The organism is Streptomyces sp. NBC_00236 (assembly GCF_036195045.1).
Classification (GTDB): domain Bacteria; phylum Actinomycetota; class Actinomycetes; order Streptomycetales; family Streptomycetaceae; genus Streptomyces.
Genome location: NZ_CP108100.1, coordinates 3,438,883 through 3,454,695 on the forward strand (window position 1 = coordinate 3,438,883; position 15,813 = coordinate 3,454,695).

Genomic DNA, 15,813 nt, shown 5'->3' on the forward strand with positions numbered 1-15,813 from the left:
CGCGGACCGTGAACCATGTCCCGGAGGCACCATGCCATTCGACCCACAGCTCCAGGCCCTGTACGACCAGCGCGCGGCGCAGGGCGTCCGGCCGCTCTACACGATGACGCTCGACGAGGCCCGGGCAGCCGACCTCGCCGCCATCCAGGCCGACGCGGGCACCCCCGAACCGGTGCGGGAGGTGATCGACGAGTCGATACCCGGTCCGGCCGGGCCGCTTCCCGTCCGGATCTACCGCCCCGCCGGCGAGGGCCCGTTGCCCATCCTCGTCTACTTCTTCGGCGGCGGCTGGACGCTGGGATCCATCGAGACCAGTGACGCGATCTGCCGGAGCCTGGCCAACGCCGCCGGCTGCCTCACCATCGCGGTGGGCTACCGGCTCGCACCGGAGCACACCTTCCCCGCAGCCCCCGACGACTGCTTCGCTGGGGTGCGCTGGGCCGTCGAGCACGGCGGCCGGTTCGGCGGCGACACCACCCGCGTGGCCGTCGGCGGCGACAGCGCGGGAGGCAACCTCGCCGCCGCGGTGACCCTGATGGCCAAGGACGCGCAGGGCCCGGACCTGCTGGCCCAGCTGCTCGTCTACCCCAACACGGACCACCTCGCGGACACCCTCTCGCGCCGGGAGAACACCGACCCGCTGCTCTTCAACGACAAGTCCGTGCAGTGGTACTGGGACAACTACCTCGCTTCCCCCGAGGACGGCGCCCACCCCCTCGTCTCACCGCTGCGGGCACCCGACCACTCGGGTCTGCCGCCCGCTCTGGTGATCACCGCCGAGTACGACCCGCTGCGCGACGAGGGCGAGCAGTACGCCGCGCGGCTGCGCGACTCCGGCGTCCTCGTCGAGTCGACCCGCTACCCGGGCATGGCCCACGGCTTCTTCGCCATGGCCGGCAGCCTGGACGCGGGACGCCGCGCCATCGGACAGGCCGCCGCCTACCTGCGCAGGGCCTTCGCCGACGCCCCGACGGGAGGCTGACCCATGGGCGACAGCACCGCCCCGGCCACCCGGACTGCCCGGGCCCTCGACCTCACCGAACTGCACGCGTCCCTCACCGACCCGGTGCTCGACGCGATGAACTTCCTGAACGAGGTCGTCTCCCGCTTCCCCGACGCCCTCTCCTTCGCCCCCGGCAGGCCGTCCGAGGGCACGTTCGCCACGGACGATCCGGCGCGCTACCTCCAGACCTACACCGACCATCTGAAGTACGGACTCGGCTGGTCCGACGACCGGGTGCGCACTCAGCTGTTCCAGTACGGCCGGACCAACGGCATCATCCACGACCTCATCGCCCGCACCCTGGCCAACGACGAGGGCATTCACGTCAGTCCGGAGTCGGTCGTCGTGACGACCGGCTGCCAGGAGGCGATGCTGCTCACCCTGCGCGCCCTGTTCGCCCGGCCCGAGGACACCCTGCTCGTCAGCTCTCCCTGCTACGTCGGGGTCACCGGTGCGGCCCGGCTGCTGGACATCGCGCTCTGCCCCGTCCAGGAAGGAGCCGCCGGACCGGACCCGCAGGCGATCCTGGCCGGCGTACGCCGGACACGGGCGGCAGGCGGGCGGCCCCGTGCCCTGTACGTGGTGCCGGACTTCGCCAACCCGTCGGGCGCGAGCATGACCGTCGCCGCCCGCGAACAGCTCCTGGAGATCGCCGCACAGGAGGATCTGCTGATCCTGGAGGACGATCCCTACGGGTTCTTCGTACGCGAAGGGTCCTCGCGTCCCACGCTCAAGGCCCTGGATCGCGAGAGGCGGGTCCTGCACCTCGGATCGTTCGCGAAGACCGCGCTGCCCGGCGCACGTGTCGGCTATGTCGTCGCCGATCAGGAGGTCATCGGGCCGGCCGGCGAACGCACGTTACTGGCCGACCAGTTGTCCAAGATCAAGAGCATGACGACGGTCAACACCTCGGCCATCAGCCAGGCCGTCATCGGCGGGCTGCTCATCGAGTCCGACTGCCGGCTCCGCGCGGCGAACGCCGATGCCATCGCCTTCTACCGCACCAATCTGGACACCCTCCTGGACGAGCTGGAGCGGCACTTCCCGGCGGCGCGCCGGAGCGAGCTCGGTGTCAGCTGGAACCGGCCGGACGGCGGGTTCTTCCTCGTCGTCACCGTCCCGTTCCTCGCCGACACCAAGGCACTCGAACACTCGGCACGGAACTTCGGGGTGCTCTGGACGCCGATGAGCGACTTCTACCTCGACGGCGGCGGGAGCACCCAGCTCCGGCTGTCATGCAGCGCTCTGACTCCGGATCAGATCTCGGAGGGCGTACGCAGGCTGGCCGCGTTCATCACCGGCCAGGCGGGCCGGTAGGGACCGGCGGACCCAGGCGGAGGAGGGGGCGGGACCGAGGCGGAGGGAGGGGGCGGTCCGCCATGCCCCACGAGCCGGCCCGGCCCCTCCCTCCGCCGCTCCGGCCCCCACATTCGCCTTCCCGCCCTCCCTGCGCCGGCCTGCCCCCCTCTCCCTTCACCGGCCCGACCACGACAGAGACAGCACCGACGACGGAATCACCTGAGACAAGGAGCCGAATCGGTATGAGACAACGACAGCACTCCGACGCGTCGGACGCCCGTCCCCGCCCGGAACCTCCCAGGACGCCGGAACCTCCCAGGACGCCGGAGCCGCCCACCGCCGCCGGTGCGAACCTCCCCGCGGGGATCCCCCAGCTCGCCGGGGTCCCGCTGCTCGGCTCGCTCTTCGACATGCGGTCGGACTCGCTCGGCACGTACGTACGCGCGATGCACGCGCACGGCGACGTCGTCCGGATCACCGCGGGCCCGCCCGGCCTCCGCGCCGAGATGACGAGCGTGTTCTCGGCGGAAGGCGTCCACCAGGTACTGGGGTCCGATGCGGCCAACTTCCGCAAGGACAACCACTTCTACCAGGAGATCAGGGACTCCTTCGGCAATGGCCTGCTGACCAGCCAGGACGACGACTACCTGCGCCAACGGCGCCTGGTTCAACCACTGTTCACCAAGCGTCGGGTCGACGGGTACGCGGGCGCCGTCGTCACCGAGACCGAGGCGACCCTCGCCTCCTGGGAACAGGCGCCGGACGGCGTCGTCGAGCTCTCCCACGAGATGATGCGCCTCGCACTGCGTGCGGTGGCCCGGATCCTGTTCGGCACCGATGTCGAGGCCACCATCGACGTGGTGGACCGGTGCTTCCCGGTCATCACCGAATACACCATGCGCCGCGGCTACTCCCCCGCGAACCTCCCCCGCGAGTGGCCCACCCCGGGCAACCGGCGGGCCGCCGCCGCGGTGAACGAGCTGTACGGGGTGTGCGACCGGATCGTGGCCGAGCGGCGCAGCACCGCGGCCCCCCAGGGCGAGGATCTGCTGTCGCTGCTCGCCGCCGCCACGAACGAGGAGGACGGGGAGCTCGACGCCACCGAACTGCGCGACCAGATGCTGATCTTCCTGCTCGCCGGGCACGAGTCGACCGCCACCTCGATGGCCTTCACCCTGCATCTGCTGGCCACCCACCCCGAGATCCAGGCCCGGGCCCGCGACGAGATCGGCCGCGTCCTCGGCGACCGGACGCCCGACGCCGCCGACTTCGACCGCCTCCCGTACCTCATGCGCGTACTCAAGGAGGCGATGCGGCTCTACCCGGCGGCTCCCGTCACCGGCCGGCGCGCGGTCGCAGCGAGCGAGATCGACGGCCACACCGTCCCGGCGGGCGCCGACATCATGCTGGTCCCCTGGGCCACCCACCGCCACCCGCGGTACTGGCCGGACCCGGAGCGCTTCGACCCCGACCGGTTCACCCCGGAAGCGGAGGCGACCCGCCCGCGCTACGCCTACTTCCCCTTCGGCGGGGGCCCGCGCGCCTGCATCGGACAGCACTTCTCGATGCTGGAGGCGGTCATCGCGCTGGCGATGGTCCTGCGGGCGTACGAGTTCGAGGCCGTGGACACCGATCTCGCGGTCGCCGCAGGGATCAGCCTCCGCGTCGACGGTACGGCGCGCTGCCGGATCCGCCCCGTGGCTTCCTGACCTCTTCCGACAGACCTCTCCCCGGCACCGCATCCGGGAGCGGCCGGGCACTCCCGGCACCGGCCGCTCCTCTCCCCACCGGGCGGGAGCCCCTCCCCCTCGGCGCCGGCGGCACCCGCCCCCGGCCCGAAGCCCTCTCCCGGCAGGCGCTCCCCCTCGCCCCCGGCACCACGGCACACGCGCTTCCCTTCCCGTCCCCGAACACACTAACTAAACGTACGGTCGTGCTATTGTTTTTCTGCTCGCGCACTCCACCGGGGGAGGCGGCTGCGTGTGCCCACACTCGCCGAAAGGATCCGTATGGACATCCGGAAGCTGGACCGAGCGGCCGTGCTGGAGACCCTGCGCATCCTGGAGCAGGCAGAACCCGAGGACTGGGACCGCCCCACCCCGTGCGCCGGCTGGACGCTGCATCAGCTGGTGGCCCACATGACGGCCCAGCACCATGGCTTCGCGGCCGCCGCCGCGGGAATCAGGACCCGCCTCGCCGCCTGGCACCCCGGCGAACTCGGCGACGATCCGCTGAAGACCTACCGCACCGCGGCCGAGGCAGCTCTCGAAGCCTTCGCCGAACAGGCCGTACTCACCCGGGAGTTCAGCCTCCCCGAAATCAGCGAGACGCGGCGCTTCCCCGCCACGGTCGCCATCGGGTTCCACTTCCTCGACCACGTGGTCCACGGCTGGGACCTGGCCCGGACCCTCGGCGTGAGCCTCGACCTGGACGAGGGGACCACCGAGGCCGCGCTGGTGATCGCCCTGCGCGTGCCGGACGACGAACGACGGCTCGGCCCGGACGCACAGTTCCGCCCGGCCCTGCCCACCGCGCCCGGCGCGCACTCGCTCGACCTGGTCCTGACCACGCTCGGGCGCTCGCCCGACTGGTCCGCCCCGGCTCCCCGCTAGGGCGTGTTCCGAAAGTCCCGCCTGCTCGGCGACGCCTGGCACGCACCCTTCAGCGGCACGGCGGACCGAACCCCGATCGAGCCCCGCCCCGCACCCGCCCCGACATCCACAGGGAGACACGCATGCTCGCCGACCTCAGAACGCATGTCGCACGCCGGCTCGGCCTGACCGAGGAAGAGGTGTTCGCCGGTCAGCCGCTCTCCGCCGTCCTGGTCGCCTCGCCGAGTGCGATCAACTCCATCGACCTGCTGGACGCGTTCGCCGGAGCGCTCGCCGACGTCGGTGTCGACGACGACGTCGAACTGCCGACGATGACCCTCGATCACACCGCCGAGGAAGTCGTGTCGGCCCTCGGTAAGCAGCTCGCCACCACCTCCTCCTGAACCGGAAGGCGCGAACCGTGCTGATCATGACCGACATAGTCAAGGAGCTCCGCGCCGGGGCCACCATCACCGATGTGCTGCGCGTGCAGCAGAGCTACCACGAGCAGCGCCGCTGGGGAACGGACAGCCTCTTCGACGGCCGCCGCCTCGACCGGCCGCGCGCCGGCGACAAGGCCGCGCTGTGGCACGCCTCCCGCGCCGAACTGACCACCCAGCCGGCCGGCCTCCGGCTGGCCGTCGACGGCGTCAAACTGGCCAACGAGATCCGCGAGTCCAACCCGCTCGGCGCCGACGTCCTGCACATCGCCGCGGCCTGGTCGGCCCGCTACTGGCTGGAGGAGGAGGCTCACCACGAGATCGCCTTCGGCCGGCTCATGGAGATGGCGGGCATCGACCCCATCGACGAGGACGAAGTGATCGAGTGCCGGGGCGAGCTCCCGATGGACAACTACGTGCGCGTCTGCATGCTCCAGGCCTGCGTGGAGATCGAAGCCTGTGTGTCGTACGGCTGGCAGTCCCGCGCCACCGAGGACGCCCTGGTGCGCGACGTCTTCCACACGGTCATGAAGGACGAGGTGCAGCACCGGCAGTACTTCGCGTCCTTCGCCAAGGCCCTGGTGGACACCGGCGTCTATCCCGTGAAGGACGTCCTGTCGATGGCGTACACCTGGGTCCGCCCCGACGGGGGCGAGACCTTCGGCGCGGCACGTGAGGCCCAGACCGAGCGCCAGGGCCACGTCAACTGGTGGGAGCGGACCCGCTCCGGCGACGAGGAGTTCGCCCTCGCCGACGACGCGCTGCACGAGGGGTCGGTGCACGCGAAGAAGCTGACCAGCGTGTTCGCCCTGGTCCGCGAGGTGACCGGCATCCAGACCCAATCGTATGAGGACTTGAAGCGTGCCTACTTCGCCAGTCTCCGCACGAACGATGTCGACCGGATTCGATCTGCAGTCCGTAACGGAGCTGCGCGCGAAGCGGCACTTGCTCAGTAGCGGCGCGCTGTTCACGGCCGGCGAGCTGGCGCACTGCCACTCCCGGCCCGACCCGTACGCGTCCTTGGCCGGGCTGTTCTCGGCCAAGGAGGCGTTCATCAAGGCCGTCAGCTCCCTGGGCGGCGCACCGGCCCACACCTTTCCCGAGGTCGAGGTGGTACACGGCCCCTCCGGGCAGCCCCGGATCCAGCTGCACGGCCCGATCGCCCAGTGGCGCCTGCAGCATGACCTCGCCGTGGAAGTGTCGATCAGCCACACCGGCGATCTCGCCGGTGCGGTGGTCGTCCTCCTGGCCGGACCGGCACGGAGTGGAGACCGGACCCCATGAACGCCGTCACACCGCAGGAGTTCGAGCACACCTGCGAAGTCGCCCTGCGCCCCAACGACTTCGACTGGGCCGGGCACCTGAACAACAGCGTGCACGTCCAGCTCCTGGAGTCGGGCCGCTGGCAGTGGGGGCTCGCCCTGGGCGCCGACCTGCGGGACAGCTCCCTGGTGGCCGTCGTGCTCCAGCTCCAGCTGGACTACCTGAAGACGGTCGACTGGGACCCGGTGGGCCGCCTCGTCGTCCGTACGTCCCTGGCGGGCCAGTCCTCGTACAGCTTCACGCTGAGCCAGGACATCGAACGGACCGACGGCACGGTGGTCGCCCGGGGCCAGGTCCGGCTGGGGCTCGTCGACCGCGACACCAAGCAGATCCACCGGGCGGACCTCCAGGCACTGCTGAGAACGCCCGGGAGGGTGGCATGACCACGAACACGCTGCAGGAAGCCGTCGCCGGACAGGCCCACCGGCACGACGCGACCGTCACCTTCGGCACCTCCGCCAAGCGGGAGCGCCTGACCTATCCCGCGTTCGCCGAACAGATCGCGGCCGCCGCCGGCGGCTTCGTCCAGCAGGGGGTACGCCCCGGGGACCGGGTGATGATCCGCATCGGCAGTTCCCGCGAGGGCGTACTCGCCCTCCTGGGCCTCATGCACATGGGCGCGATCCCCGTCTCCGTGAAGCCGCGCGTCCCGGGCGCGATCACCGCCCAGTACTTCGCGCGGGTGACGCACCAGCAGCACGTGCGCCACGCCTTCCGCATCGCCGGACATGGCCTGAACGAGCTCCAGTTGGTCCTCCGCCCCGGCGCGACGCCCGAACCCGCCCCCGGGGACCGTGACGGCCTCGCGTTCATCCAGTACACCAGCGGCTCCACCGGAATGCCCCGCCCCATCCCGCTCAGCCACCGGGCCGTGCTCGGCAACATCCAGGCCATCCGCATCGTCGCGGGCATGAAGCCGGGCCACGCCGGCCTGATCGCCCTGCCGCTCCACCACGACATGGGCCTCATCGGCGTACTGACCTCCCTGGTCCAGGGCATCGACCTGGTGGTCGAGGACCCGGGCACCTTCCTGCGCAGACCCATGGCGGCTCTGCGGCTGATGCGCGACGCGGAAAGCGTGCACAGCGCCCTGCCCGACTTCATGCTGCGCTACCTCGCGGCCAGGATCGACGAGGCGGCCGCGGCCCAGGAATCGGTCGACCCGCAGCTGCTCGGCGTCTGGCGCACCGTGTTCTGCGGAGCCGAACCCATCCGCCAACAGTCCGTGCGCACCTTCCTGGACGCCGCGGGCCCCTGGGGATTCGACTCCACGGCCCTGGTGTTCTGCTACGGACTCGCCGAGGCGGCCCTGATGGCCACCTCGCACCGCTACGTGGACGCCGCCACCAGCTTCCGGACGGACGGCCCCACCACATCCGCCTGCCTCGGCCGCACCATGCCCGGCCTGGACCTGCGCATCGTGGACGAGTCGGGCCTCGACTGCGCGGAGGCGGAGGTCGGCGCGGTGCAACTGCGCGGCGCCACCCTGTTCGACGGCTACGACGGAACCACCGACCACCGCACCACCTGGTTCGACACGGGCGACCTGGGAGGCCTGCGCTCGGGCCGCCTCCACCTGAGCGGCCGCAGGGGCGACCGCATCTCCGTCAGCGGCGTGAACGTCTTCGCCACGGACATCGAACAGATCGCGGCAACGGTCCCCGGCGTCGCCGAGTGCGTGGTCCTGCCGTCCGCCGAATCCTTCGCCGTGGTCGTCGTACCGGAACGGTCCCGGCACATCGACACGGCCCAGGTAGCCACCCGCATCGCCGCCGACTTCGGCATGGCCCCGGACCGCGTACTGGAGGTGCCGCACAGCGCGGTCGCCCGAACGGCAAGCGGCAAGCCCGCCCGCACCCACATGGCCGCGCAGCTGGCACAGGGCACGCTGGGATGACCGGCCCGAGGCCGGTCGGACCCATACATCCCAGGGGAAACGCCCCAGGTCAGACGGCCTGAGACGAACCCCGCCGGCGCTCGACGCCAACGGGGGCGACCTCCGTAACCCCTATCCGCTAGGCTGTCAGCGGTTAAGCCCCGCCTTCGTAGCTCAGGGGATAGAGCACCGCTCTCCTAAAGCGGGTGTCGCAGGTTCGAATCCTGCCGGGGGCACAGAGAAGCAGCAGGTCAGAGGCCCTGTCGTCCTAATGGGCGGCAGGGCCTCTGGTCTCGCAGCACATATATGGCACACATGGCCCGCGCGGGCGTTGGGAAGCGGCAGTCGATGCCCATAAAGGACGAACTGGCCCGGCGCCGGTACCAGAACATGGTCGACCGCCTGGAATCGTTGATGAAGGCCGGCCTCAAGCCCCAGTACAAGGGGTACTACGGGCAGCTCGTCCTGAGCAGCAGCGACCTCGAAGAGATGGGCGAGCTGAAGGACGTCCGGCGTGCTGCTCGCGAGGCGGGCCGCCGCCTCGGATGGAATCCGACCACCACGCTCGCGGGCGGCCGGCTCTTCGTCCTCGACGAGCGGGATGTGCCCTCGGAGATCGAGCAGCTTGCCGAGGACGCGACAGCCGAGGCCACGGAGCAAGCCTGGCGAGAGCACCAGTGAGCCTGACTTCCCTCCCCGACCCCACCGTGGTGCTGGCCGCGACCGACTGGAGCGCCCTGGAGCATGCTTACGGGACGGCGGAGGACACGCCCGCCCAGCTCGTCGCACTGTTGGATCCCGACCAGGGCGTGCGATCAGGGGCTTTGGATCACCTCGACTACGCAGTCCTCCACCAGGGGCACCTGCCGCCCTCTACGTGGCCGGCATCCTCGCCAACCTACGTACCGCTGTGCCCGTCGCTGCAACGCCCCGCACCTCTCCCAGGCCATTGCGCGCCGAACTGTTGAGCTGGCTGAACTCGGCCGCCAACGAGGTCACCGACGAAGCCGCAGCGATCAGCCGCCAGTACGGGTTCCCACCCGAGGACTATCCGCCGTTCGTCCAGACCCGCGAGATTCGCCCCCTGCTCTTCGCCGGGGTCTCCCGCTGCCTCAGCGACCCCGATCCGCACGCACGAGAAGCGGCCATAGCCGCTTGTATCCCGCTTCTCGACGACCCACACCTGTTCACTCATCGGGCGGATCTTGTCCAACTCTTGCGGGGAACTCTGCCCAATACGTGTCCATCCGCTACGGCAAGCGCCTGCTCGAGGCCGGCGCGACCGCGTCCGTCGGCTCCGTCGCCGACAGCTATGACAACGCGATGGCCGAGGCCCTCAACGGCTCCTTCAAAGCCGTACTGATCGAGCACCACGGCCCCTGGCCTGACGCTGACCAGGTCAAACGGGCAGTCGTCCAGTGGGTCGGCTGGTACAACACCGAACGCCTGCACTTCGCCCTCGACTACCTCCCACCCGAAGAACTCGAGGACCAGCACCACCGATCCCAGGCGACCACAAACACCGCCTGCAACCGCAGACCCGCCGCTAGGAAACTCAGGGCAGCTCATAGCCGATCAAGTGGAAAGATTCTTCGGCCTTGTCATGAGATCGAGCCTGCCGCGCCTCTTCAGACGTATACAGCCTCTGCCCTGGATCGCAGGGCGGAAGGCCGCCAACTATGGGGAGGTGCTCCGTGGAGATCGCGGGCGCATTGTTGTCCATCATCGTCGTCCTGGCTCCAAGTCTGAAAGGGTGGGTGGACAGCGTGTCCTACCGCAATCGGGCGCAGGCCAGAGCAGCCCTAATTCGGGCCCGGCGTGGCCAAGAGGATGGCGATGGAAGCACGCAGCACACCGGCATGAGGGGTCAGACTCGTGGCTGAGACATCCGACGCCTTGGCAACTGAGGCCCTGGGCGCGCTGTACAGGGATCATCATCGGGAAATGGAAGGGTTCGCGCGCCGACTGCTGGCCGACGAGCGGCTGCCAGAGTCCGCGCTATCCGCCGACGACGTGGTGCAAAGCGCCTTCGCCAAGGTTCTTCGCGCCCCTTCTCAGATTCGCGATCCCCGTGCCTATCTCTATGCCGTGATACGCAACGACGTACGAGCCGCAAGCCGACAAGACAGAAGGCGAGCGGTCTTGGCCTCGACGGCTGCTTGCCAGGCCCAGCCAGCAGATGGGCACGTCGCGGACTTCAGCGACCTGATCGCCAATCGCCTGGCCGTGTACAAAGCCTTGCAAGACCTGCCGTCGCAGCAGCGGACGGCTGTGTGGGCAGCCAAAGCGTTGGAGTACACGCAAGCCGAGACAGCCGAGGTGATGAGGAAGAAGCCGGGGACGGTCGCTACTCATGTAGTGCGCGCGGTAGCGGCACTCCGGGTCCATCTGGCTGCCTTGTTGGTAGTGGGCGTCACGGTCTTCTGCATGGCGGGAAGTCGCGCCCTCAGGAAGGTGCAGCTCCCAGCAGGCAGCCCACGAGGTCCCCTGCCACAGGCCCCATCAACCTCGACATTGATCTATCTGGCCGTGAGTTTTCTCCTCGTAGCCGGCTTGGCCCGTTGGGTGTCCAAGTGGTGGACACGCCGCCGCCAGGCCATCGAAGAAGGTGGGACGTTCGCACCTCGTCCCATCACCGACCAAATCCGAGAATCTTTCGGCGCATACCGTTTCAACCGTGCGGTCCGTCCCGGACCACCGCGCCGGAAATCGGTGCCAGAAGAGGAACTATCGGAGAGCGACTATGTATCCGGGTTTACGCGGACGCGCCTACCCGGCAGATAGGTTCGACTACACGCTCGCGTCGAGCCGGAAATACTCTCGACCGTGCCGAGGCAGCAAGCCCCCACTCCTAAGAGCTCGTAACACGATCTTGGCTACACGTGTTGGTTGGCCGTGACCAGTGTGAGGATTGAGCCGTTTGTGACGGTGTGAGTACTCGGCCGTGGATCGTGGACGACGACTTTTGGGCATTGAGCTCTTTCAGCGTTGCCGCTCCAGGGTGAGGACGGCAGCGGCGATTGACGACATTCGATTCGGGCTGCAGCGTGCCTGGTGGAAGATCCGCCAGGACTTCAGGCGGGCCACGCCCCGCTCGACCGGTGCCCGTGTTGCCGAGAGCGCGCGGTTGAGGGTGCGCTGGGTTGGTGACAGGTCGCGGCGGGGCGGGCGTCTGGCCGGGGTGGTGACCCAGGGGCCGGCGCCGGTTTAGGCGCGGTCGGCGAGGACCGGGACGCCCTGGCGTTCGCAGATGCGGATGATCCCGTGCGTGCGGGCCGCGGTCAGGTCATGGGTCCGGCCGGGTCTGTCACCACCTGGACGTTCACGCCGTGGCGGCGGTGCTTGGCGGAGTAGTCCGCCCGGCCGTCGCCAAGGTGGTCGCACGCGGCAAGCGTTCCGTCGAGCAGGACGAAGTCCGGGTCAGCTTCACGCAGGACTTTGAGCAGGCCCGGTGCTCTGGCTGCGAGCATGTCGACTACGGCGCGGGTGTAGGCGTGGGCGGTGCCCACCGAGATGCCGAAGCCGGCGGCGATCTGCGCGAGGGTGTCGTGTTTGCGCAGGTACACCAAGGCGACCAGCGCGCGCTGGTGCGGTGGGAGCTTGCAGCGGCGGTCACCCTCACGGGTGACGATGAGCATGGTGACCCACTCGACCAGCGCGTGCGGCAGGTCGAGTGCGGCAGGGTGGGGAACCAACAAGGCTCCTGCGCCGACGGGTTGGGACTTCGAACACCTCCCCAACTACACAGGAGCTTTGTGCGTTGCGGGTCCCGTCGCCGTGGGGCAAACGGCTTGTCACACACCCTGACGCGGCGGCACTTCTGCCAGCGACTGCGGGAGGGTGTGTGACAGGCCCGGCAGCTCATTGGATCAGGTCGGTGTGCGGATGCTCGGGGGAGGCTGGGCAGATGTAGAGCTGCATGTTGTCGGTGCTGCCGACTTCGACCTTGGTCGGCTGCGAGGGGCCCTGGCCACAGCAGCTACCGACGGTGTTGGCGGCGTAGGCGGCGGCCTGTTCTTCGCAAGGCGCCCAACTGTGTCCCTCACCACCGTCCCATTCGGATGAGGCGATGGTCAGCAGCGGGACCATCCGCACATCACAGACAGTGCAGTATCGGGGGTTGGGGTCGGTGCGGCCCCACGGAGGCCAGCCGCCGACCTTCCATCCGGGCGCGCCTGCCAGATGGGGGTCATAGAAGTCGCGCGGATAGTCCGCGTAGGAGCTGTCCACGTCGGCGCCGGCTGCCTGCCATCTGCTCCAGTCCTCCACGATCAGCAGCATCTGCGGGCTCAGTTCGAGGCTGTTGGGGTATTCGGTGATCGCTTCCGGTGCCAGCACGCACGGCTCCGGCAGATAGCCGTCATCGTTCACCTCGTACGGTTCGGGCGGCGTGGCGAGGATGTCGACGACCTCGGCGGCGGACCGCCAGAACAGTGCGGTAGACGGTTTGTGATGCGGATCGTGGTCGTAGGGGCACCACAGAACCTGGAGCAGATCGGCCTGTCCGGGCGGCTGCAGCAGGGGTATGTCGCGCAGATACAGCTGGGCCACGGGCAGCATGGGGACCGGGCAGTCCGCGGGCGGCGGGCCAGCGGCGAATCGCTCCGCGAGCCTCGCGGCGTTCCGCTCCTTGATCGCCGCCTCCTCGGGCGTCATCCCGCCGTGGCCATTGTGATCGCGGTGCCGCCGGGCCTGCATGCGTCTCATGAGCCGCACGTCGGCTGGCGACTGGCGGAACCCGCTGTCCACGTGCAGGTGCGAGGCTTCGCAGTGTGGCCATGGCTCTTCCGCCGGCCACAGCAACGGCCCCCCGACCGAGCTCTCCCCGACCGAAGGCGACCCGGGACGCGGGTGCAGCCGAATCGCAGGACGTGCCAACGGCGCCAGCTCGGGAAAGACCGCGGTCACGTCCACGGGCCGCGGCGGAGTAGTACGTACGAAAACCATGCCGGTGATCCTGTCACCAGCCACTGACAACCCCTGGCCGCCTCAGCTTCGGTGACAACGGTGTTCAACTGGTCAAGTTCCAACGCATGCAGCCCGGCCACAGCGACAGCAAGCCTGCCTATGTGACAACCAGCGTGCTTCGGCCAGCTATCACTCGATCAGTGGCCACTCTGAAAAAGCTCATTGATTGAGCCACTCCTGCCGCCTTGGCCGGAGCGGTCGCCGGGGCCGAGACCGGTGCCGGACCGGCCCTGTCTCCAGGGCATCCTGTTCGTCCTCTACAACGACATAGCGTGGCAGCTCCTCCCACTGGAGCTGGGGTTCGGCTCGGGTCAGACGTGCTGGCGGCGTCTGGACCGGTGGCAGGAGGCGGGGGTCTTCGACCGTCTGCACCAGGTCCTGCTCGCAGAGCTGAACGCGGTCGGCGAGCTCGACTGGTCACGGGCCTGCATGGATGGTTCCCACATCCGCGCGAAAAAGGGGGCGCCGACACCGGTCCGTCGCCGGTCGACCGGCGGAAAACGGGCAGCAACCATCACCTGATCTGCGACGGACGCGGCACCCCGCTCAAAGTCATCACCACCGCGGCGAACGTCAACGACATCACCCAGACCCTAAATTTGGTTGACGGCATCCCGCCCGTCGTCGGCCAGCCCGGCCGACCGCGACGGCGCCCCGAGTCCGTCCTGGGCGACAAGGCGTACGACTCGAAGGCCGTACGCCGGGAACTGCGGCGCGCAGGATCCTGCCGGTCATCTCGCGCAAGGGCGCCCCGAACATCAAGGGCCTGGGCAAGATCCGCTACGTCGTCGAGCAGGCCTTCGCCCTGCTCCACCAGTTCAAACGCCTCGCCGTGCGATGGGAACGACGCCTTGAACTCCACGACGCCTTGGTCTCATTGGGCTGCAGCCTCATTTACTGGAGACGCCTGAAGAAGGTTGGATCTTGAACCTGCGCTGCAGTCCTAGGCGTTACGGCTCACGATCGAGTTGGCGTATGACGCGAGATCGTGGACCAAAACCTGCAGGCGCCGTCTCCTGAGCATGTTCAAGAGAGGGAGGGTGTGCCGATAGGTCGCTGACCAGGTGATGTCGGTGCCGCCATGGGGGGCTAGGGCCAGGTCCACAGACCCTCGATGAGATGTGAACAGCCCTGCGGCCTGTTCGTAGCTGAACCGCTGGTCGGGGACCATCTCGACGACGCGCTGGCGACAGCACACACGTCCAGCGCGGGAACGGATGGTGCGCAGGTCATTCACGCGTGCCGGTCGGTCGATTCCCGCAGGCACATCCCACTCGACGTCGGTGTAGGCAGACCACAACGGCCAGGATTCTGCATCCAGGAGCGCCGCGTAGACGATGGCGGCAGACGCCGACGTGTGCGAAGAAGCAGTAACAGCGAGGGACGACACCCCAACAAGGGTAGACCGCGTCTCGCCATGATCGTGTTATGAGCTCTAAAGCGGGTGTCGCAGGTTCGAATCCTGCCGGGGGCACAAGCGAAGAGGCCCCGGACCGATCATGGTCCGGGGCCTTTGACATCCACGTCCGACATCAACGGCGGCGGTCACTGACGACCTAGGCATCCCCGCAAGAACCGTTCCACGTGGCTCATGGGCTCGCGCTGTGCACTAGAGGCCCCAGAACAGGGTCGAGCCGAGTCACCCATGACACTCACGGCAAGCATCAGTCGTCGTGTCGGCACACCAGCAAGTCTCACGATCAGCGACCGCCAGGGCGAACGGCACGTCGACGCCGTCACGCCACCCAAGCGCCACGAAGTGGTCTCGCAGGAAAGCGTCAGCTGCGGTCAGGGCCGCCCACGAACTGTCGTAGCTCTGAGCTGCCTGCTGATCGGTGCCATCGCAGCCATGCCCCGTCCACGTCCACGAAGATTGCCCTGGCACGCGGCTGACTTCCGCGCTTCCTCCATACCTCTCCACAGAGAACGTCCCCGACGAGGGATCACCGTTGTCACCCGCTTGGGGCCACTTCTTCCGAGCAGCCTGCCGTGAAATCCCCCAGGCCTCTCCAACTCGACCGTAGCTAGCCCCCATTTCGCCAGCAGTCTGCACAGTGTCCGCTGCAAGCTCCTGAACGGTTTCTTGCATGTACCGCAGCACACGCAGTTGGGCAAGCTGCCAGTCAGCGTATTGAGTCACGGCGGCCGGAGCAGTGTGGCCGTTGTCCATACACTCTCGACTCCGCGCAGAGATACGCCGTGCCAGAGCATGGGCCACGGAGCGCATCTGATCCCACAGCTCAGCGCTTTCACGATCGTCAAGTTCGCGCCATGCCGGGTCACGCAGCCTGTCGACGTCGCCTACCGGCGCAT

16 protein-coding genes, 1 tRNA gene and 1 pseudogene are annotated in these 15,813 nt (G+C 68.7%); 15 read left to right on the forward strand and 3 right to left on the reverse strand.

The window, feature by feature from the left end:
* Positions 1-31: 31 nt before the first annotated feature.
* From OG446_RS15320 to OG446_RS15375, 13 genes are all read left to right on the forward strand, one after another.
* On the forward strand, positions 32-982 hold the full coding sequence (locus OG446_RS15320; RefSeq protein WP_328894571.1) for an alpha/beta hydrolase: 951 nt from the start codon (positions 32-34) through the stop codon (positions 980-982).
* A gap of 3 nt (positions 983-985) precedes the next feature.
* Positions 986-2,320, forward strand: a complete 1,335-nt coding sequence (locus tag OG446_RS15325) for an aminotransferase-like domain-containing protein (protein ID WP_328894572.1) — start codon at positions 986-988, stop codon at positions 2,318-2,320.
* Between the two features lie 224 nt (positions 2,321-2,544).
* Positions 2,545-4,011 (forward strand): cytochrome P450, encoded by a 1,467-nt coding sequence (locus tag OG446_RS15330; protein ID WP_328894573.1) that lies wholly within the window; start codon positions 2,545-2,547, stop codon positions 4,009-4,011.
* A gap of 300 nt (positions 4,012-4,311) precedes the next feature.
* Positions 4,312-4,914, forward strand: a complete 603-nt coding sequence (locus OG446_RS15335) for a TIGR03086 family metal-binding protein (RefSeq protein WP_328894574.1) — start codon at positions 4,312-4,314, stop codon at positions 4,912-4,914.
* 122 nt (positions 4,915-5,036) lie between these two features.
* Complete coding sequence (locus tag OG446_RS15340; RefSeq protein ID WP_219575382.1) at positions 5,037-5,297, forward strand: hypothetical protein; 261 nt, start codon at positions 5,037-5,039, stop codon at positions 5,295-5,297.
* 26 nt (positions 5,298-5,323) lie between these two features.
* Positions 5,324-6,289 carry a hypothetical protein gene (locus tag OG446_RS15345; protein ID WP_328894575.1) on the forward strand — a complete coding sequence of 322 codons (966 nt, stop codon included), beginning with the start codon at positions 5,324-5,326 and terminating at the stop codon, positions 6,287-6,289.
* On the forward strand, positions 6,279-6,617 hold the full coding sequence (locus OG446_RS15350) for a holo-ACP synthase (protein WP_328894576.1): 339 nt from the start codon (positions 6,279-6,281) through the stop codon (positions 6,615-6,617). The genes OG446_RS15345 and OG446_RS15350 overlap by 11 nt, the downstream gene beginning before the upstream one ends.
* Positions 6,614-7,039 carry an acyl-CoA thioesterase gene (locus OG446_RS15355; protein ID WP_328894577.1) on the forward strand — a complete coding sequence of 142 codons (426 nt, stop codon included), beginning with the start codon at positions 6,614-6,616 and terminating at the stop codon, positions 7,037-7,039. The genes OG446_RS15350 and OG446_RS15355 overlap by 4 nt, the downstream gene beginning before the upstream one ends.
* Complete coding sequence (locus OG446_RS15360; RefSeq protein WP_328894578.1) at positions 7,036-8,553, forward strand: AMP-binding protein; 1,518 nt, start codon at positions 7,036-7,038, stop codon at positions 8,551-8,553. The genes OG446_RS15355 and OG446_RS15360 overlap by 4 nt, the downstream gene beginning before the upstream one ends.
* Before the next feature lie 142 nt (positions 8,554-8,695).
* Positions 8,696-8,768, forward strand: a tRNA-Arg gene (locus tag OG446_RS15365).
* A 112-nt stretch (positions 8,769-8,880) separates the two neighbouring features.
* The gene (locus OG446_RS15370) at positions 8,881-9,213 is read left to right on the forward strand and encodes a hypothetical protein (RefSeq protein ID WP_328894579.1); all 333 of its coding nucleotides are present in this window, start codon (positions 8,881-8,883) and stop codon (positions 9,211-9,213) included.
* 63 nt (positions 9,214-9,276) lie between these two features.
* Positions 9,277-10,281, forward strand: a complete 1,005-nt coding sequence (locus tag OG446_RS37180; protein ID WP_389258558.1) for an integrase core domain-containing protein — start codon at positions 9,277-9,279, stop codon at positions 10,279-10,281.
* Positions 10,282-10,407: 126 nt separating this feature from the next.
* On the forward strand, positions 10,408-11,316 hold the full coding sequence (locus tag OG446_RS15375; RefSeq protein WP_328894580.1) for an RNA polymerase sigma factor: 909 nt from the start codon (positions 10,408-10,410) through the stop codon (positions 11,314-11,316).
* A gap of 198 nt (positions 11,317-11,514) precedes the next feature.
* Here OG446_RS15375 and OG446_RS15380 read toward each other — a convergent pair.
* Both OG446_RS15380 and OG446_RS15385 read right to left on the reverse strand, forming a co-directional pair.
* Positions 11,515-12,227: pseudogene (locus OG446_RS15380) on the reverse strand (transposase family protein).
* A 166-nt stretch (positions 12,228-12,393) separates the two neighbouring features.
* Entirely contained in the window at positions 12,394-13,479 is a 1,086-nt protein-coding gene (locus tag OG446_RS15385) for a hypothetical protein (protein ID WP_328894581.1), read from the reverse strand.
* Between the two features lie 237 nt (positions 13,480-13,716).
* On the opposite strand from OG446_RS15385, the gene OG446_RS37185 reads away from it, so the two are divergent.
* The gene (locus OG446_RS37185; RefSeq protein WP_389258556.1) at positions 13,717-14,022 is read left to right on the forward strand and encodes a transposase; all 306 of its coding nucleotides are present in this window, start codon (positions 13,717-13,719) and stop codon (positions 14,020-14,022) included.
* Complete coding sequence (locus OG446_RS37190) at positions 14,022-14,411, forward strand: transposase (RefSeq protein WP_443050273.1); 390 nt, start codon at positions 14,022-14,024, stop codon at positions 14,409-14,411. The genes OG446_RS37185 and OG446_RS37190 overlap by 1 nt, the downstream gene beginning before the upstream one ends.
* A gap of 32 nt (positions 14,412-14,443) precedes the next feature.
* Here OG446_RS37190 and OG446_RS15395 read toward each other — a convergent pair whose 3' ends face one another.
* Positions 14,444-14,890, reverse strand: coding sequence for an SRPBCC family protein (locus OG446_RS15395; protein ID WP_328894582.1), 447 nt, complete (start codon positions 14,888-14,890; stop codon positions 14,444-14,446).
* Between the last annotated feature and the right edge of the window lie 923 nt (positions 14,891-15,813).